Annotated in this window: 18 protein-coding genes and 2 pseudogenes; 11 read left to right on the forward strand and 9 right to left on the reverse strand. The window is 71.4% G+C overall.

What is annotated here, in order from left to right:
• Window positions 1-79 precede the first annotated feature (79 nt).
• Window positions 80-1,885, reverse strand: coding sequence for an aspartate--tRNA ligase (gene aspS / locus ACWGDE_RS22055; protein ID WP_453390708.1), 1,806 nt, complete (start codon window positions 1,883-1,885; stop codon window positions 80-82).
• A gap of 162 nt (window positions 1,886-2,047) precedes the next feature.
• Between aspS and ACWGDE_RS22060 the strand changes: the two genes are divergently transcribed.
• The 6 genes and pseudogenes from ACWGDE_RS22060 to ACWGDE_RS22085 all read left to right on the forward strand — a co-directional run bounded on the left by ACWGDE_RS22060 (window position 2,048) and on the right by ACWGDE_RS22085 (window position 7,986).
• Window positions 2,048-4,309 (forward strand): SpoIIE family protein phosphatase, encoded by a 2,262-nt coding sequence (locus ACWGDE_RS22060; RefSeq protein ID WP_453390709.1) that lies wholly within the window; start codon window positions 2,048-2,050, stop codon window positions 4,307-4,309.
• A gap of 60 nt (window positions 4,310-4,369) precedes the next feature.
• A pseudogene (locus ACWGDE_RS22065) lies at window positions 4,370-4,600 on the forward strand (AI-2E family transporter); the annotation flags it as partial.
• A gap of 56 nt (window positions 4,601-4,656) precedes the next feature.
• On the forward strand, window positions 4,657-5,562 hold the full coding sequence (locus ACWGDE_RS22070; RefSeq protein ID WP_453390710.1) for an NAD-dependent epimerase/dehydratase family protein: 906 nt from the start codon (window positions 4,657-4,659) through the stop codon (window positions 5,560-5,562).
• 108 nt (window positions 5,563-5,670) lie between these two features.
• The gene (locus ACWGDE_RS22075; RefSeq protein WP_453390711.1) at window positions 5,671-6,621 is read left to right on the forward strand and encodes an RNA polymerase sigma-70 factor; all 951 of its coding nucleotides are present in this window, start codon (window positions 5,671-5,673) and stop codon (window positions 6,619-6,621) included.
• Between the two features lie 40 nt (window positions 6,622-6,661).
• Window positions 6,662-7,009: a GntR family transcriptional regulator gene (locus tag ACWGDE_RS22080; RefSeq protein ID WP_453390712.1), complete on the forward strand. Its 348-nt coding sequence runs from the start codon at window positions 6,662-6,664 to the stop codon at window positions 7,007-7,009.
• A complete protein-coding gene (locus ACWGDE_RS22085; RefSeq protein ID WP_453390713.1) occupies window positions 7,006-7,986 on the forward strand; it encodes a DUF1648 domain-containing protein in 981 nt (326 codons plus the stop codon). Before ACWGDE_RS22080 ends, ACWGDE_RS22085 begins: the two co-directional genes overlap by 4 nt.
• 147 nt (window positions 7,987-8,133) lie before the next feature.
• On the opposite strand, the gene ACWGDE_RS22090 is transcribed toward ACWGDE_RS22085, so the two are convergent.
• From ACWGDE_RS22090 to ACWGDE_RS22125, 8 genes and pseudogenes are all read right to left on the reverse strand, one after another.
• On the reverse strand, window positions 8,134-9,132 hold the full coding sequence (locus ACWGDE_RS22090; RefSeq protein WP_453390714.1) for a pirin family protein: 999 nt from the start codon (window positions 9,130-9,132) through the stop codon (window positions 8,134-8,136).
• 120 nt (window positions 9,133-9,252) lie between these two features.
• Window positions 9,253-9,417 (reverse strand): hypothetical protein, encoded by a 165-nt coding sequence (locus ACWGDE_RS22095; RefSeq protein WP_453390715.1) that lies wholly within the window; start codon window positions 9,415-9,417, stop codon window positions 9,253-9,255.
• A gap of 131 nt (window positions 9,418-9,548) precedes the next feature.
• Window positions 9,549-9,911 (reverse strand): hypothetical protein, encoded by a 363-nt coding sequence (locus ACWGDE_RS22100; RefSeq protein ID WP_453390716.1) that lies wholly within the window; start codon window positions 9,909-9,911, stop codon window positions 9,549-9,551.
• 98 nt (window positions 9,912-10,009) lie between these two features.
• Window positions 10,010-10,969, reverse strand: coding sequence for a helix-turn-helix domain-containing protein (locus ACWGDE_RS22105; RefSeq protein ID WP_453390717.1), 960 nt, complete (start codon window positions 10,967-10,969; stop codon window positions 10,010-10,012).
• 97 nt (window positions 10,970-11,066) lie between these two features.
• Window positions 11,067-11,525, reverse strand: coding sequence for an SseB family protein (locus tag ACWGDE_RS22110; protein WP_453390718.1), 459 nt, complete (start codon window positions 11,523-11,525; stop codon window positions 11,067-11,069).
• 48 nt (window positions 11,526-11,573) lie between these two features.
• Entirely contained in the window at window positions 11,574-11,834 is a 261-nt protein-coding gene (locus ACWGDE_RS22115; RefSeq protein ID WP_453390725.1) for a DUF397 domain-containing protein, read from the reverse strand.
• Between the two features lie 33 nt (window positions 11,835-11,867).
• Window positions 11,868-11,957 (reverse strand): annotated as a pseudogene (locus ACWGDE_RS22120) (hypothetical protein); the annotation flags it as partial.
• On the reverse strand, window positions 11,914-12,765 hold the full coding sequence (locus ACWGDE_RS22125; protein WP_453390719.1) for a helix-turn-helix domain-containing protein: 852 nt from the start codon (window positions 12,763-12,765) through the stop codon (window positions 11,914-11,916). The pseudogene ACWGDE_RS22120 and the gene ACWGDE_RS22125, both read right to left, overlap by 44 nt.
• 120 nt (window positions 12,766-12,885) lie before the next feature.
• On the opposite strand from ACWGDE_RS22125, the gene ACWGDE_RS22130 reads away from it, so the two are divergent.
• The 5 genes from ACWGDE_RS22130 to ACWGDE_RS22150 all read left to right on the forward strand — a co-directional run bounded on the left by ACWGDE_RS22130 (window position 12,886) and on the right by ACWGDE_RS22150 (window position 17,778).
• Window positions 12,886-13,092: a hypothetical protein gene (locus tag ACWGDE_RS22130; RefSeq protein WP_453390720.1), complete on the forward strand. Its 207-nt coding sequence runs from the start codon at window positions 12,886-12,888 to the stop codon at window positions 13,090-13,092.
• Complete coding sequence (locus tag ACWGDE_RS22135; protein WP_453390721.1) at window positions 13,089-13,487, forward strand: ATP-binding protein; 399 nt, start codon at window positions 13,089-13,091, stop codon at window positions 13,485-13,487. The genes ACWGDE_RS22130 and ACWGDE_RS22135 overlap by 4 nt, the downstream gene beginning before the upstream one ends.
• Before the next feature lie 67 nt (window positions 13,488-13,554).
• On the forward strand, window positions 13,555-15,381 hold the full coding sequence (locus ACWGDE_RS22140) for an acyl-CoA dehydrogenase (RefSeq protein WP_453390722.1): 1,827 nt from the start codon (window positions 13,555-13,557) through the stop codon (window positions 15,379-15,381).
• A 207-nt stretch (window positions 15,382-15,588) separates the two neighbouring features.
• Complete coding sequence (locus tag ACWGDE_RS22145) at window positions 15,589-16,329, forward strand: hypothetical protein (RefSeq protein WP_453390723.1); 741 nt, start codon at window positions 15,589-15,591, stop codon at window positions 16,327-16,329.
• Window positions 16,330-16,482: 153 nt separating this feature from the next.
• Complete coding sequence (locus ACWGDE_RS22150; RefSeq protein WP_453390724.1) at window positions 16,483-17,778, forward strand: M18 family aminopeptidase; 1,296 nt, start codon at window positions 16,483-16,485, stop codon at window positions 17,776-17,778.
• Window positions 17,779-17,822 lie beyond the last annotated feature (44 nt).

Genomic DNA, 17,822 nt, shown 5'->3' on the forward strand with positions numbered 1-17,822 from the left:
CCCGGGTTCCGTACGGAACCCGGGCCCTTCGGTCTGTCCACCTGACGCGCGCGCGGCCTTGCCGGCCGCGCCGCGCGGCCTACTGGTGCGGCTTGACGGCCTTCTCGACCGGCTCCGTGGACTTGGTCTCCACCGGCTTGCGCAGCGCGATGTTCAGCTCGCGCAGGCGGGACTCCTCCAGGATGGTGGGAGCACCCATCATCAGGTCCTGCGCGTTGCCGTTCAGCGGGAAGGCGATGGTCTCGCGGATGTTCGGCTCGTCGGCCAGCAGCATGACGATGCGGTCGACGCCGGGGGCGATGCCACCGTGCGGCGGGGCGCCGAGGCGGAAGGCACGCAGCATGCCCGCGAACTCGCGCTCGACGGTCTCGGCCTCGTAACCGGCGATCTCGAAGGCCTTCAGCATGACCTCGGGCTCGTGGTTGCGGATGGCGCCGGAGGACAGCTCGATGCCGTTGCAGACGATGTCGTACTGCCACGCCAGGATGTCGAGCGGGTCCTTCTCCTCCAGGTCCTTCATGCCGCCCTGCGGCATGGAGAACGGGTTGTGGGAGAAGTCGATCTTGCCGGTCTCCTCGTCCGCCTCGAACATCGGGAAGTCGACGATCCAGCAGAACCGGAAGACGTCCTCCTCGAACTGGCCGGCGCGCTTGGCGGCCTCGACGCGGACGCCCGCCATGATCTTGGAGACCTCGGCGAACTCGCCCGCACCGAAGAACACGGCGTGGCCGGCGGCCAGACCCAGGCGCTCGGTGAGGACCTTGACGTTCTCCTCGGTGAGGAACTTGGCGATCGGGCCGGTCAGCGCGCCGTCCTCGCCCACGCGGACCCAGGCCAGGCCCTTGGCGCCCAGCGAGATCGCGTACTCGCCGAGGCCGTCGAAGAACTTGCGCGGCTGGGCGGCGGTGTCCGGGACGGCCAGGGCGCGCACGTGCTTGCCGGCGAACGCCTTGAACTCCGAGCCCTCGAACACGTCGGTGATGTCGACGAGCTCCAGCTTGGAACGCAGGTCGGGCTTGTCGTTGCCGTACTTCAGCATCGACTCGCGGAACGGGATCCGCGGGAAGGGGGAGGTGACCTCGCGGCCCTTGCCGAACTCGGTGAAGATCTCCGTCATCAGCCGCTCGATGGGCTGGAAGACGTCCTCCTGCTCGACGAAGGACATCTCGACGTCGAGCTGGTAGAACTCGCCCGGCGAACGGTCGGCGCGGGCGTCCTCGTCGCGGAAGCAGGGCGCGATCTGGAAGTACCGGTCGAAGCCGGAGATCATCAGCAGCTGCTTGAACTGCTGCGGCGCCTGCGGGAGCGCGTAGAACTTGCCCGGGTTCAGGCGGGACGGGACGACGAAGTCACGGGCGCCCTCGGGGGAGGTCGCGGTGAGGATCGGGGTCGCCATCTCGTTGAAGCCGAGGGCCACCATCTTGGAGCGGATGGAGGCGATGACGGCCGAGCGCAGCATGATGTTGCGGTGCATGCGCTCGCGGCGCAGGTCGAGGAAGCGGTACTCCAGGCGCCGCTCCTCGTTCACACCGTCGTCGGTGTTGATGGTGAAGGGCAGCGGGGCGGCCGCGCCGAGCACCTCGACCGAGGTGACCTCGACCTCGATGTCGCCGGTGGCGAGCTCCGGGTTCACGTTGTCGGCGCCGCGGGAGACGACCTTGCCGTCGATGCGGACGACGGTCTCCTTCGTGACGCTGCTGAGCGCCTCGTTGGCGGCCGTACCGGGACGGGCGACGAGCTGCGTGATGCCGTAGTGGTCACGCAGATCGATGAAGAGGATGCCGCCCAGGTCTCGACGATTGTGCAGCCAGCCGCTCAGCCGGACGTCGGAGGCGACGTCGGAGGCACGAAGCTCGCCGCACGTGTGGGACCTGTACCGATGCATCAGTCATCCAGTTCTACGCGATACCAGGGTGGATTCAACCGTCCCAAGGTTACCGTCCGGGACGGGAGCCCGTGCGGGCGTGCCCGTGGGGGTCCGCGCACGGGTCCCCGCGAGGGAGTGGTGAACAGGCACGTCAGGCGTATGACCTGTAAAGATGACCGGGTGCGCACAGAGGACGTCCTGGCCGCCATCGCGACCGGATTGTGGCGATGGGACAACGCCTCCGGGACGGTCACCCTCGACAGCGAGGCCGCCCGGCTGCTCGGGCTGCCCGCCGAGCCCGCCGTGCTGTCCGAGGTCGCCGTGCGCTCCCGCTTCCACCCGGTGGACTGGAACGAGATCAACGGCATCGTGAACCTCGCGGTCGCCGAGGGCACCCTCGCCGAGGCCCGGCTGCGGATCATGGACGAGGACGGGCGCGTACTGCGCACCGTACGGAGCCGCTCGAAGCCGCTGGAGAACCGCACCGACGACGGCCGCCTCGACTACGAGCTGATCGGCACCATCCAGGAGATCGCCGAGGCCCAGCCCGGCACCACGGCCGTGCACACCCCGATCACCGGCGACTGGCGCCGCTCGCGCGAGGCGTTCCTGCTCGACGCCGGACGGGCCCTGGCCGAGGCGCGCTCCACCGCCGAGGTGCTGCGGGTGGCGGCCTCGCTGTCCATGCCCGGTTTCATCCCCGACGGGCTGGCCGTCTTCGGGGTGGCCGGCACCCGGCTGTCGATCATCGGGCACCACGGGCACGACCCCGGGGACGAGGGGCCCTTCGCGGACATGCCCCTGGAGACCGACTATCCGGCCGCGGAGGTCGTCCGTACCGGGCGGGCGATCTACCTCCCCAGCCCCGAGGACTACAAACGGCGCTTCCCGGCCACCTGGCCGCTCGCGCAGCGCTTCGGCCGGATCTCCTGGGCCTTCCTGCCGCTGGTCGTCGCCGGGCGGACCATGGGCGCCTGGATGGCCGCGTTCAAGCACCCGGTGTCCTTCTCCCCCGACGAGCGGTCCGTCCTGACCACCGTGGCCCGGATGCTCGCGCAGGCCCTGCAGCGCGCCGGGGTGGCCGAATCCGAGCGGGAACTCACCACCGGCCTGCAGCGGTCGATGATGCCCCAGCTCGGCCCGGAGATCCCCGGCATGCAGATAGCGGCGCGGTACGTGCCGACCGGCGGCGGGCTCCAGGTCGGCGGCGACTGGTACGACATGATCCCGCTGCCGTCGGGACGGTTCGCGCTGGTCATCGGCGACGTCCAGGGCCACGACGTCCGGGCGGCCGGGCTCATGGGCCAGCTGCGGATCGCTGTGCGCGCGTACGCCTCCGAGGGCCACCGGCCCGACGCGGTGCTCTCGCGCGCCTCGCGGTTCCTCGCGGGGCTGTGCTCGGAGCGGTACACCGATACCGACACGGGCACGGGCACCGGCCCGGACTCGGACTCGGACGCCGACTTCCAGAGTCCGCGCTTCGCGACCTGCCTGTACGTGGAGTGCGATCCGCAGACCGGCCTGCTGGAGGTGGCCCGCGCCGGGCACCCCGACCCGGCGATCCGGATGGCCGACGGCACGGTCCTGATGCGGCCGACGGCGGGCGGGCTGCCGCTCGGCATCGTGCCGGACACCGACTATCCGACGACGAGCTTCACCCTGGAGCCCGGCGAGACGATGATGCTGTGCACCGACGGGCTCATCGAGACGGGCGGGCACGACCTCGACACGGGCTGGGCGCGGCTGCGGGCGATCCTGGAGTCCGACACGCACGACCCGGAGGGCCTGGACCCCGGCCACCTGGAGCCCCGGCACCTCGAAAGGCTGGCGGACCTGCTGGTCCAGGCGGTGCACGGCCCGTCCTCGCACCACACCACCGGACCGCTGGCCGACCGGCGCGAGGACGACATAGCCGTGGTCCTGCTGTGCCGCGAGGGCGCGGGCTGCGGCTGCGAGAGCCCGCTGCTGCACCCCTCCCGGCGGAGCCGGCGCACGATGCTCACGGTCGCGCAGGCGGAGCCGGAGCGGGTCGCGGGGGTGCGCCAGCAGATCCGGGAGCTGCTGCACGACTGGGCGGACGCCGAGCAGGTCGACTCGGCGGTGCTGATGGTCTCCGAGATGGTGACGAACGTACTGGTCCACACGGACGGGGACGCCCTGCTGATGGCGGAGGCGGTGGGCGAGCTCGGCTCGCGCCGGCTGCGGGTGGAGGTGGCGGACGCCTCCGACGAGCTGCCGCACAAGCGTCACCCGGGGGAGATGGCGTCGAGCGGGCGGGGCGTCCTGCTGCTGGAGATGCTGGCGGACCTGTGGGGCGTGGACCCGCGCGGCGAGGGCAAGTCCACCTGGTTCGAACTCCACGAGCAGTCCAAGCCGGACGGCACGGACGAGGCCCCCGCGCACGACCACGCCGACGCCGGCGCGGGCGCCCCCGAGGCGTAGCCCGCCCCACCGGCGGGGCGCGGCCGGGCCCCGGCCCCTGGCTCCTGGGGCCCCTGCACCGGCGGGGTGCTGGCCGTGCAGGTGCTGGAGGGGCACGTCCTGCAGCCGATGATCCAGAGCCGGACCGTGCAGATGCATCCGGCGGTGGTCATGCCGGCGATCACGGCCGGGGCGAGCGTCGCCGGCATCCTTGGGATGCTGCTGGCCGTACCGCTGACCGCGGCCGCCTTCGGGGTCCTGTCCGAGCTGCGGACCAGGTACGGGGCGGGGGCCGGGACCCAGCCCGTGTGACCCGGATCACATTCCGCCGGGTGTCACGTTCTCGGCGGCCCGTTTGTCCCATGGGCATGACTCACACCAAGAGCGTGCTGCTGGCAGGGGCGAGCGGGGTCTTCGGGCGCCACATCGCCGAGGAGCTCACCGCGGCGGGCCACACCGTCCTGACCCTGGGGCGGGGCGCCGGGAACGACGTGGTCGCGGACCTGATGGACCGGGAGGGACTGCTGCGGGCCGTGGCCGGGCTGGAGGCCGACACCGTCGTGCACGCGGCGACGGCGCTGCGCAAGCCCCCGATGATGCACCGGGACATGGCCGGGACCGACGCGCTGCGGGTCACGGGGACCGCCCACCTGGTCGAGGCGGCGCGGGCGGTCGGGGCGCGGCGGATGATCGCCGAGTCGATGGCGTTCGGCTACGGGTACCGGGACTTCGGGGACCGCCCGGTCACGGAGGAGGACGTCTTCGGGCCGACCGGCCTGGACGCCCCGTCCCAGCGGCACGTGGACGCCATGCGGACCAAGGAGCGGCTGATGCTGGAGGCCGACGGGATCGAGGGCATCGCGCTGCGGTTCGGCCTGTTCTACGGACCCGGCGGCACCGAGGCCCTGGTGGAGCCGCTGCGCAAGCGGAAGCTCCCGGCGGTCGCCGACGGGGGCCGGGTGCTGCCGTGGGTCCAGCTGCGGGACGCGGCCCGCGCGGTCGCGCTGGCGGTCGAGGGCGGCCGGCCGGGGCAGGCCTACAACATCGTGGACGACACCCCGACGGGCTTCGGCGCGCACATGAACGCGGTCGCCGCGGCGTACGGCGCCCCCCGGCCGAGGAGCATGCCGGCCTGGCTGACGCGGCCGATGCCGTACGCGTACAAGATGTTCACCACCAGCATGCGGCTGTCCAATGCCAAGGCCCGGACGGACCTCGGCTGGACCCCGCGGTACGCGGGCTGCGCCGACGGCCTCGCGGCGATGGCCGGCTGACGGCGGAACGGATCCGGACCAGAGACTGGAGCGGACCGGAACGGGCCAAAACTGGCGGGAACAGTCCGGAGCAGGTGCGAACGTGCCTGGTTTTGGGACGATATGCCAATGACGATCAAGAGCGAGTCGGAGCAGAAGCAGGAGCAGGAGCCCCCGACCGGACAGGACCCCCTCACCGGCCAGGACCCCTTCACCGAGCACCGGCGGCTGCTGTTCGCCACCGCCTACCGGATGCTGGGGACGGTCACCGACGCGGAGGACATGGTCCAGGACGCCTGGCTGACCTGGAACAAGGCGGACCGCTCCGGGGTGCGCCACCCCAAGGCCTACCTGGTCCGGACGGTGACCAACCTGTCCCTGAACCGGCTGACCTCGGCCCGGGCCACGCGCGAGGAGTACATCGGGCCGTGGCTGCCCGAGCCGCTGCCCGCCGCGCCCGACGTCGCCGAGGGGAGCGAGCTGGCCGAGAGCGTCTCGACGGCGATGCTGGTCGTACTGGAGACCCTCTCCCCCGTGGAGCGCGCGGTGTTCGTGCTGCACGAGGTGTTCGGCTACTCGCAGGTGGAGATCGCCGGGTTCCTGGACCGCCCGGAGGCCACGGTCCGGCAGATCTCGCGCCGGGCGCGCAGCCACGTACAGGCCCGGCGCCCGCGCTTCGACACCGATGCCGCCCGGCGCGCGGAGGTCACCGCGCACTTCATGAGCGCCTGCGCCGGCGGCGATCTGAACGCCGTGATGGAGCTGCTCGCCCCCGAGGTGACCGCGTGGTCGGACGGCGGGGGCAAGGTCGTCGCCCCGCGCCGCCCGCTGCGGGGCACCACCGAGGTCGCCCGCTGGCTGCTGCGCGTCCACGCCAAGGCCGAGACGGCGGCCGCCACCCTCACCACGGCCGTCTTCAACGGCGAACTCGGCCTCCTGTACCTCCTGGAGGGCGTGCCCATGGGCGTGCTCACCTTCGACCTGGAAGACGGCCGCCTGCGCAACCTGCGCTTCCAGGTCAACCCCGACAAGCTGCGCAACCTGCGCGGGGACGGCGGTCCCGCCGCGGAAGTCGCCTGACACGATCAATGGCAGCAATGGTGCTACCTTCATTAGCATCATGCTGCTGAGACTGGACACCACGGACAGCCGCCCGCTCCACGAGCAGGTGGCGGGGGCGATCCGGCGCGCCATCGCCGAAGGCGAGTGCGCGCCCGGCGACCGGCTCCCGCCGGCTCGCGATCTCTCCCTGGCGCTGGGCGTGAACGCCAACACGGTCCTACGGGGCTTGCGCGCCCTCCGGGACGAAGGGGTGCTGGAGTTCCGGCGCGGCCGCGGGGTCACTGTCGCCGAGGGCGCGGACCAGCGGTCCGAACTGCTCGTCCGAGCCCGCCGGCTGGTCGCCGACGCGGCCCGTCTGGGGTACAGCAGGAGCGATCTCATCGACCTGATCAGGGGGCTGTCGTGACCGTCCGGACGAACACGAAGCGGAGGACGGGCCCCCGGTGGGGCGCCGCGATCTGGGTGGTGGGCGTACTCGCCGCGCTGGGCGCCCTTCCGCCCGCCGCGAGCAGTCGGCTGCCGGAACGCCTCGCCACCCACTGGGACGGCGCCGCCCCCGACGGCTCGATGCCCCTGTGGGCGGCGGCCCTGTTTCCCGCCCTCCTGTGGGCGGCCCTGGCGGCCTCCCTCGCCTTCGCGGGCCGGCGTGACGGGGCTCCCGCGCGGACCTGGGCCGCCGCCGCACTGCTGTCGGGCGGAGTGTTCCTGGCCGGCGTACAGGCTTCGATCGTGCGCGCCAATCTGGACCGGGCCGACTGGCGGGACGCCGGGTCGGTGGGTACCGGGGTCGCCATCACCGCCGTGGCCGCGGTCACCGCGGGGCTGCTCGGATGGCTGGCCGGGCGGCGCGGGGCCCACACCCTTCCGGCGGACCGGGCCGCGGCCGGCGAGCTGATGGAGATTCCCGCGGGGGAACGCTTCGTCTGGCTCTCCCGCACCGCCAACCCCTGGCTCCACCTGACCGCCGCCCTCACCGGCCTGGTGGCCGTGGCCGGCGCACTGGCGGCCGCATGCGGCCTGATCGGCCTGGAGTGGATGCTGATCGCACCGTTCGCCATCGCCTCCGTCCTGGTGCTCTTCTGCGCGTCCGTGCAGGCACGCGTGACGGACTCCGGCCTGGAGGTGGCCTTCGGTCCGCTCGGCTGGCCGCGGCGAAGCTGGCCGGCGCAGGACATCGACTCGGCCCGGGTGGAGGTTCGCACCCCCGCGCAGGTCGGCGGCTGGGGCTACCGCCTCAGCGGGCTGGGCACGACCGTCATGCTCCGTGCGGGCGAATGCCTGGTCATCCACCCCCGCCGAGGCGTCGAGTTCGCGGTGAGCGTCGACGACGCCGAACGCGGTGCCGCACTGCTCAACACCTTTTCCGCACAGCACGCGGCCTGACCGCCACCGCCCTTTGCGTGGCCGGGGCTGCGGTCGGCGCGTGAACGCCCGGTCCGGCCCGGTCTTTCCTCCGGGCCGGTCGGCCGTCCGGCCCGGGAAGTCCGTACCGGACCGGTCAGTCCACCCTGCCGGGTCATGCGGGGCGGGTCAGTCCTCCGACGCCTCGCCGGTGCCGCGGTGGCCGAGGCCGGTGCGCGCCGTGGTGGGGATGCGCCCCAGCCGTCCGGCCTGGAAGTCGTCGAACGCCTGCTGCAGTTCGTGCTGGCTGTTCATGACGAACGGCCCGTAGTGCGCCATCGGCTCCCGGATCGGACGCCCGCCGAGCAGCACGATCTCCAGGTCCGGGGCGTTGGAGTCCTGGGACTCGTCCGCCCGCAGGGTCAGCGAGCCGCCCTCGCCGAAGACCGCGGTCTGCCCGGTGTGGATCGGCCGCCGGTCCTCGCCGACCGAGCCGCGCCCCGCCAGTACGTACGCCAGGGCGTTGAAGTCCTCGCGCCACGGGAGGGTGATCTGCGCGCCGGGGGTCACCGTCGCGTGGATCATCGTGATCGGGGTGTGGGTGATGCCGGGGCCCTGGTGGCCGTCCAGCTCACCGGCGATGACGCGGAGCAGGCCGCCGCCGTCCGGGGTGGAGAGCAGCTGGACCTGGCCGCCGCCGATGTCCTGGTAGCGCGGGGGCATCATCTTGTCGGAGGCGGGGAGGTTCACCCACAGCTGGAGGCCGTGGAAGAGCCCGCCGGACACGACGAGGGACTCCGGCGGGGCCTCGATGTGCAACAGGCCGCTGCCCGCCGTCATCCACTGGGTGTCGCCGCCGTTGATGACTCCGCCGCCGCCGTTGCTGTCCTGGTGGACGAAGGTTCCGTCGATCAGGTAGGTGACGGTCTCGAAGCCGCGGTGGGGGTGCCAGGGGGTGCCCTTGGGCTCGCCCGGCGCGTACTCCACCTCGCCCATCTGGTCCATCATGATGAACGGGTCGAGGTACGGGTAGTTGATCCCGGCGAACGCGCGACGTACCGGGAATCCCTCGCCCTCGAAACCACCGGGAGCGGTCGTGACGGCCAGCACCTTCCGGGCGGTCGTCTCCGGGGCGGGCTCCGCGACGCGCGGGAGCGTCAACGGGTTCTCCACAGTCACTGCAGGCATGGTCGGAACCTCCTTCTGGCGTCGAGTTTAGTTGAAACCCGAACTTTCTGCCACCCGCCAGAACAGAAGGGACCCCGGGGGAATTCCCCCGGGGTCCCAGGTTCAGCATGCGCCTGTGGATCAGCCGGTGCAGGCCGGGTCGGCGTAGCGGCACACGTGGGCCGTGGCGGCCTCGGCCGGGGCCGCCGCGAGGGCGCCCACGCCCACGGCCAGGGCCACGGTGGCCAGCACGGCGGCCGCCTTCGCGCGGAGCCCCTTGCGGGTGACGGAGGTCGTACGAGTCATCACTGTCTCCTCAGGTCGGGATCGGGATCGAGAGCGAGTGGGGCTGTGGGGGACCCCCGTGCGTCCCCCCACAGACCGATGCCCGGGAGTCACGGCCGCCGCCGTGATCCTTCCGGGCCGGGGCGCGGGGCCTACGGCTCGAGCGAGACCGAGTTGAACGGGGTCATGTCGACCACCGCCGTGTGGTCCTGATACACCGCGAAGTCACAGTTGGTGCCGTTGGTGTTCCGGCACAGCCAGATCTTCCACCCGTCGGTCTGGTTGTTCTCGACCAGGTGTCTGCCGGTGTAGGAGTAGATCCTGTGGGCGCCGTACTTGTAGTACCAGTTGCGGATCCCGCTGTCCGCGGTGGCGCCCCAGTAGATGCAGGCGTAACCGTCCGGGCATTGGTCCAAGGCCGACGCCGGCGATGCCGTCAGGACCCCCGTACCCAACGCCATCACCCCCGTGGCCGCCATCGCCAGGAGCTTCGTTCGTAACGACGTGCGCGACATGGCACTCTCCCCCGTCAGTAAGGGCGGGCGTCCCCCCGCGACACCCACTTTCGGCCGCGGCCGACGCCGCCGCGATCCTTTCGGCCACCGCCGAAAGCTCAGCCGCCGCTGTGGAGGAGGTCCACGCCCAGGGCGGTCGCCGAGTGGAGGACCGCCTTGCCGTCGCGGGCCGTGGTGATCAGCCCGGCCGCGCGCAGGGTGCGGGTGTGCTCGGAGACCGAGGGCAGGCTGATGTCGAGGTCCCGGGCCAGCTCGGACGTGGTGCGCTGCTCGATCAGGAGTTGCAGCACGGCCGCCCGCGTCCGCCCGAGCAGCGCGTCCAGCGCGCCTTCCGCCCGCTCCGGGGACACCAGCGGCAGCGGGGTCAGCGCCGGGTAGAGGAGTACGTACGTCCCGTCCGGGTGGTCGTCCAGCAGCGGCCGGCCCGTCCAGAACGGCGAGGGCATCAGGACCAGGCCGCGCCCGCCCAGCCTCACCTCGTAGTCCGGCGGCCGGTCCACCTCGAAGACGAGGCCCGACCAGTCCGCCGCCTGGTGGGTACTGGCCAGGCAGGCCTTGATCCCGTGGGCGGCCAGGAGCCGGGTCCGCCAGGCGACGTCCGCCTGGAAGGACTGCCGGATCCGCGGCCAGTGCGGGGCGATGAGCACGTCGTACGCGGACCGGATCGCGCAGTCCAGCTGGTCCCAGGCCTCCCGGTCGAGCCCCCACAGGGCGCGCAGCCAGGCCGGGGAGCCGGGGGCGCGGGTGGCGGCGCGGGTCAGGCCCTCGGGGGTCAGGAAGGGCGCCCGGTCCCGGATGACGACCAGGCCCTCCTCCAGGCTCCGCGCGTACGGCTCCACGAAGTGCGGGTTGTCGCCGTCGGGGCGCAGCAGGTCGAACAGCGGGCGCACCCGGCCCGGCAGCTCACGGGCGGCGAGGCTGCGCCAGCGGCCGAAAACCGCCTGCTCGTCCGTGCGCTGCGTGGCGACGAGCGCCAGGGCCAGCTCCACCAGCGGCAGCGGCTCGCTCGCGAAGGTGACGTTGAGGAGGTCCTCGGCCTCGAAGTGCACTCTGAGCATGGTCCGCCCCCCGGCAGAGCTCCCCCGGGCCGGCCCGCCCGGCCCGGCACGGACCCGGCGTCGACGCCGACCCGTCCGTGTGGCTACGGCGTGATGCCTAGCCGTACATGCGGCGCATCGCGTAGTCCACCATCTGCTCGACGGCCTTCGCGTCGAAGACCATCCGGTGATCACCCTCCATGTCGAGGACGAAGCCGTAGCCCGTGGGCAGCAGGTCGATCACCTCGGCACCGGTGATCACGAAGTACTTGGACTCCTTGCCGGCGTACCGGCGGAGCTCCTTGAGCGTGGTGAACATGGGGATGACCGGCTGCTGCGTGTTGTGCAGCGCCAGGAAGCCCGGGGTCTCGCCGCGCGGGCAGTAGACCTTCGAGGTCGCGAAGATCTGCTGGAAGTCCTCGGCGGACAGCGACCCGGTCGTGAAGGCGCGCACCGCGTCCGCGAGGGACGGCGGCGAGGGCTCGGGGTACAGCGGCGGCTGCTGCTGCGCGTAGCCCTGCTGGGGCTGGGCGTAGCCCTGCTGCCCCGCGCTCACGTTCTGGTCATAGCCGTACATGGGCCGAAGCCTACCGATGGCGTGGCCCGCCGGTGCGTCGAGTTCCGGTCAGGGGTGCTTCAGCCCGTCGACGAAGCCCGCCCACGCCGCAGCCGAGACCACCAGGACAGGCCCGTTGTCGACCTTGGAATCCCGGACGGGGACGATCCCGACGAACCCGTCGGCCACTTCGACGCAGTCGCCGCCATCGCCGTTGCTGTGGCTGCTCTTGCGCCAGCGGGCAGCACCGCGGAAGGCCTCCGCCACCTCGACGCAGTTGCCGCCGTCGCCATTGCTGTAGCTGCTCTTGCGCCAGCTGGCCGCTCCCAGGAAGCCCTCCGCAACCTCCACGCAATCCCCGCCCGTGCCGTTGCTGTAGCTGCTCTTGCGCCAAGTAGCGGCGCTCAAGTCAAATCCGGTGCTTGCCATTTCGGTAGTCCTCTGCCGCAGCATCGAGAAGGTCCAGGGACGCCTCCGGCGGCAAAGCGGCAGCCCTCAGCAGATCGTAAGACCTGCGGTACTCCTTCACGAGGGCCGGAAAGTCGATGAGTTGCCCGCTGTGCAGGCTCTCCACGTAGACCACGGGTGGCGCGTCCGCGAAGGTCATCAACTTGGCCATTCCCATCATGAGGGAGTGAGCGGCGGCCGTTTGCGGGACGACTTGCAGAATGGACCGCGTCCGGCGGAACACGGCCGCGATGTGCTCCAGGAGCTCAGCCATCTGGCTCGCGGGCAGGACCGGGCGGCGGATCACCGACTCGTCCAGGATCGCCCAGAACTCGGGTGGGCACTCCTTGTCGAAGAGCTTGGCGCGCCCCATCCGGGCGACGACCAGCTTCTCGATCGCCGCGTCGGTCGTGCGGGGCATCGCGGCTCGGCTGATCGCCCGCGCATAGTCGGGCGTCTGGAGCAGCCCCGGAACGAGCATCGGCGCCCATTCCTCGATGGTCTCCGCGAACGGCTCCATCTCCGCCACATCCGCGAAGTACTCCGCGTGCCCGGACTGCTTCGCCCTGCGCGCATCTTCACAGCGGCGCGCGAAAAAGCCGTCCGTACCCAGCTTCGCGTCCACGTGCTGTGCCAGGTCCGCCGGCATGCGCCGCTCGCCGCGCTCGATCTGGCTCAGGAACGGAACTCCCCGGAAGCTGCCCTCCGCCAGCTGTTCCAGCGTGAGCCCAGCGGCCTCCCGCCTGTAGCGCAGCTCGGCGCCGTAGAAGGACGGCACGTTCGCCGACGCGTCCGTGTCCTTACGAGCAGGCACAACCCACCACCGCCATTTGCCACTTGCCCCGCGCAACCCGAAACCCTTCCCACGCTACGCCGGACCACGCCAGCCTGTGAGGAGTTCGTCACACACAGTCCCCACCGCGAAAGGCCCGCCATGAGCGACCACCCCCACGACCGCGAAGCCACCGACGCCCTCGACCGGCTCCGAGAGGCACTCGCATCGCACGGGATCGTCCTCCCCTCCCTCGACCTCCACCTCCTCTCCTACGCCGGGCGGTACGCCACGACCCCCCTCATCGCCCTCGGCAACTGCAACGCCGCCACCGCGCAGCGCCTCGCCGACGCCCTGGCCGACCGGTGAACGACCTCACGCTCCGGCTGCTGGCCACCCCCGGAGCCGTCCCCCTGGCCCGCCACGCCGTCCGGGAGCACCTGGGGAGCCACGACGTCGAGCTCTGCGTGAGCGAGCTGCTCACCAACGCCCTGCTCCACCTCGGCGAGGGCACGCCCGTCACGCTGCGGGTCACCGGAAGGGCAGCCCGTACGCGGGTCGAGCTCACCGACCCCGACCCGCGCGCAGGGCCCGTACTGCGGCACGCGAAGGGAAACGAGGAGTCCGGGCGGGGGCTCGCCCTGCTCGATGCCCTCGCCCAGCGGTGGGGAGTCACCCAGGGCCCCGGCACCAAAACGGTCTGGTGCGAACTTGACCCTGGTCACATCCCCCACGGAAGGGTTGCCCTTATTACCGGCGGGTAGCATCATTACGTTACCGATTGGTATGTACGAGGAACCACTCTCACCGAGCCTTAACGGAGCCGTCGCCATGGGGCACTACAAGTCGAATCTCCGCGACATCGAGTTCAACCTCTTCGAGGTGCTCGGCCGCGACAACGTGTACGGCACCGGGCCGTTCGGTGAGATGGACACCGAGACCGCCAAGACGATCCTCAGCGAGATCACCAAGCTCTCCGAGAACGAGCTGGCCGCCTCCTTCGAGGACGCCGACCGCAACCCGCCGGTCTTCGACCCGACGACGAACACCGCCCCCGTCCCGGCGTCCTTCAAGAAGAGCTACAAGGCCTTCATGGACTCCGAGTACTGGCGCCTGGGCCTGCCCGAGGAGATCGGCGGCACCACCTCGCCCCGCTCGCTCATCTGGGCCTTCGCCGAGACGATCCTGGGCGCGAACCCGGCCGTCTGGATGTACTCCTCCGGCCCGGCGTTCGCCGGCGTCCTCTTCGAAGAGGGCAACGAGGTACAGAAGAAGATCGCCGCGCTCGCGGTCGAGAAGCGCTGGGGCTCCACCATGGTCCTCACCGAGCCGGACGCCGGCTCGGACGTCGGCGCCGGCCGCACCAAGGCCGTCCAGCAGGACGACGGCTCCTGGCACATCGAGGGCGTGAAGCGCTTCATCACCTCCGGCGAGCACGACATGGAGGAGAACATCCTCCACTACGTCCTCGCGCGCCCCGAGGGCCACGGCCCGGGCACGAAGGGGCTCTCGCTCTTCCTCGTCCCGAAGTTCCACTTCGACTGGGAGACCGGCGAGCTGGGCGAGCGCAACGGCGTCTACGCGACGAACGTCGAGCACAAGATGGGCCTCAAGGCCTCCAACACGTGCGAGATGACCTTCGGCGACCAGCACCCCGCCAAGGGCTGGCTGATCGGTGACAAGCACGACGGCATCCGCCAGATGTTCATGATCATCGAGTTCGCCCGCATGATGGTCGGCACGAAGGCCATCGCGACGCTCTCCACCGGCTACCTGAACGCGCTGGAGTACGCCAAGGAGCGCGTGCAGGGCCCGGATCTGGCCAACTTCATGGACAAGACGGCCCCCAAGGTCACCATCACGCACCACCCCGACGTGCGCCGCTCGCTGATGACGCAGAAGGCGTACGCCGAGGGCATGCGCGCCCTGGTGCTGTACACCGCGTCCATCCAGGACGAGATCCAGGTCAAGCAGGCCGCGGGCGAGGACACCTCCGCCCTCGTCGGCCTCAACGACCTGCTCCTGCCGATCGTGAAGGGCTACGGCTCGGAGAAGTCCTACGAGCAGCTCGCGCAGTCCCTGCAGACCTTCGGCGGTTCCGGTTACCTCCAGGAATACCCGATCGAGCAGTACATCCGCGACGCCAAGATCGACACCCTCTACGAGGGCACCACGGCCATCCAGGGCCAGGACTTCTTCTTCCGGAAGATCGTCCGCGACCAGGGTGCTTCGCTGAACGTCCTCTCCGAGACGATCAAGAAGTTCCTGGCCGAGGCCGTCGGCGGCGAGGACCTCGCCCCGGCCCGCGACGCGCTCGCCAAGGCGGCCGTCGACCTGGAGGCCATCGTCGGCCAGATGATCGTCGACCTCACCGCCACCGGCGAGGACGTCAAGAACATCTACAAGGTCGGCCAGAACACCACCCGCCTGCTGATGGCCTCGGGCGACGTGGTCGTCGGATACCTGCTGCTCAAGGGCGCGGCCGTGGCCGCCGAGAAGCTGCCGACCGCCTCCGCCAAGGACGTGGCGTTCTACACCGGCAAGATCGCGGCGGCGAAGTTCTTCGCCTCCCAGATCCTGCCCGGCGTCTCGGTCGCCCGCGCGCTCGCCGAGAGCGTCGACAACACCCTGATGGAGCTCGACGAGGCCGCCTTCTAAGCCCCGTCCCCCCATCCCACAGCTGTACGCGGTGTACGTACGCGCAGACGGCCGGGTCCTCCGCACGGGGGCCCGGCCGTCGGCGTGCGCGCGGACCGGGGGCGGTGCCGGGGCCCGGGTCGCCGCCCGAGCCGTCGGCAGGGCCCCGTACCGCCTGTGGTCTGCGGGTTTCCCGGGTTGTCGGTGCTTCGTGGGACGCTCGTGGGTATGAGTCCACAGGAGCAGCAGCGCGGCAGCAGGGGGTACTCCGTCCCGACCGGGCGCCCTTACGCCCTCAAGGAGCTGCAGTCCGCCGTGGGCAGCCTCGGCGACCACCTCAAGGAGCTCTACGAGGGGGCGCACCCCACCGAGTACGAGTCCGTCGCCGACGCCCTGTACACCGCCTTCCAGACCGCCGCCGGGCTCGCGCCCGCCAAGAGCTACACCGGCTGTCCGGAGCACCCCAACGGCGCCCTCGACCCCGAGGCGCCCGACGGCTGGGGCCGCTGCCTGATCTGCAACGACCGCCGGCGCCTCGGCCTGCGCGCCCAGGGCGCCCGGGCGGCCGCCGCCGCCCCGCCCGCCGGGGAACAGCGCCGGCTCGGATACCCCGTACCGGAGCCCCCGTACACGCTCCAGGCGCTGCACGCCTGCCTGCGCACGGTCGAGGACCGGCGGTTCCACTTGAGCCTGTCCTCGCCCCCCGAGGACTTCGTCGCGATGGCCGACGACCTGCACCGCGCCTTCATCGTGGCCCGCGAACTCTCGCGACCGCGCAACGCCTCGGGCTGCTCCGAGCACCCCGGGGCACCCATCGATCCCGACGCGCCACCCGGTGAGGCCTGTATCTTCTGCGCCGGACGCAAAAGACGCGCACAGCGCTCCGCGCAGACCCCGGAGATGCTCCCGCGCATCCGCCGGGGCGAGCGCAGACAGCTGCAGCGTCGCTTCGAGCGTCCGCCGGGCTGACGAAGCGGCCCCGGGGCAGCGGGGCGCGGACGCGCCCACTTCCCCGGGGCCGGTTAACCCCCGGGGCCCGGGCCACAGCCCTCGCGGTCCCTTGCTTCGGCTATCCGCCGCAGTCCGGCCATGACGAACACGACCGTCGTTAAGGTGAACCACATGAGCTCTCCCGCCGCCCGCTTCGACCGCGGCCACACCGACGACCTGATGGCCTTCCTGACGGCGAGTCCGTCGCAGTACCACGCCGTGGCCAACGCGGCCGAGCGGCTGGAGAAGGCCGGATTCAGGCAGTTGGCCGAAACGGACGCCTGGGACGCGAGCACCGGGGGCAAGTTCGTACTCCGCGGCGGCGCGATCATCGCCTGGTACGTGCCCGAAGGCGCGTCCGCACACACCCCGTTCCGGATCGTCGGCGCGCACACCGACTCCCCGAACCTGCGCGTCAAGCCGCTGCCCGACACCGGCTCGCAGGGCTGGCGGCAGATCGCCGTGGAGATCTACGGCGGCACCCTGCTCAACACCTGGCTCGACCGGGACCTGGGCCTGGCCGGGCGGTTGACCCTGCTCGACGGCACCGAACGGCTCGTCAACATCGACCGTGCGCTGATGCGCGTACCCCAACTCGCCGTGCACCTGGACCGGTCGGTGAACACCGACGGGCTCAAGCTCGACAAGCAGCGCCACATGCAGCCGATCTGGGGCCTGGGCGAGGTCCACGAGGGCGACCTGATCGCCTTCCTCGAGGACGAGGAGGGCCTCGAGCGCGGCTCCGTGGCCGGCTGGGACCTGATGGTCCATTCGATCGAGCCGCCCGCCTACCTGGGCCGCGACCGCGAGCTGCTGGCCGGGCCGCGCATGGACAACCTGCTGTCCGTGCACGCCGGCGTCGCCGCGCTGGCGGCGGTCTCCACCGCCGACAAGCTCGACCACATCCCCGTACTGGCCGCCTTCGACCACGAGGAGAACGGCTCCCAGTCGGACACCGGCGCGGACGGCCCCCTGCTGGGCAACGTGCTGGAACGTTCAGTCTTCTCGCGCGGCGGCACCTACGAGGACCGCGCGCGGGCCTTCGCCGGCGCCATCTGCCTCTCCTCGGACACCGGCCACGCCGTGCACCCCAACTACGCGGAGCGGCACGACCCCTCGCACCACCCGCGCGCCAACGGCGGCCCGATCCTCAAGGTCAACGTCAACCAGCGCTACGCGACGGACGGCAGCGGACGCGCGGTGTTCGTGAACGCCTGCGAGCGGGCCGGCGTGCCGTGGCAGACCTTCGTCTCCAACAACTCGATGCCGTGCGGCACGACGATCGGCCCGATCACCGCCGCCCGCCACGGAATCCAGACCGTCGACATCGGCGTGGCCATCCTGTCGATGCACAGCGCCCGCGAACTGTGCGGCGCGGACGACCCGTACCTGCTGGCCAACACGATGGTGGCGTTCCTGGAGAACTGAGGCTCCCCCGCTCCACGCAGCGCGGAAGGCCCGCCGGGAACACC

It is taken from the genome of Streptomyces sp. NPDC054956 (assembly GCF_053609185.1).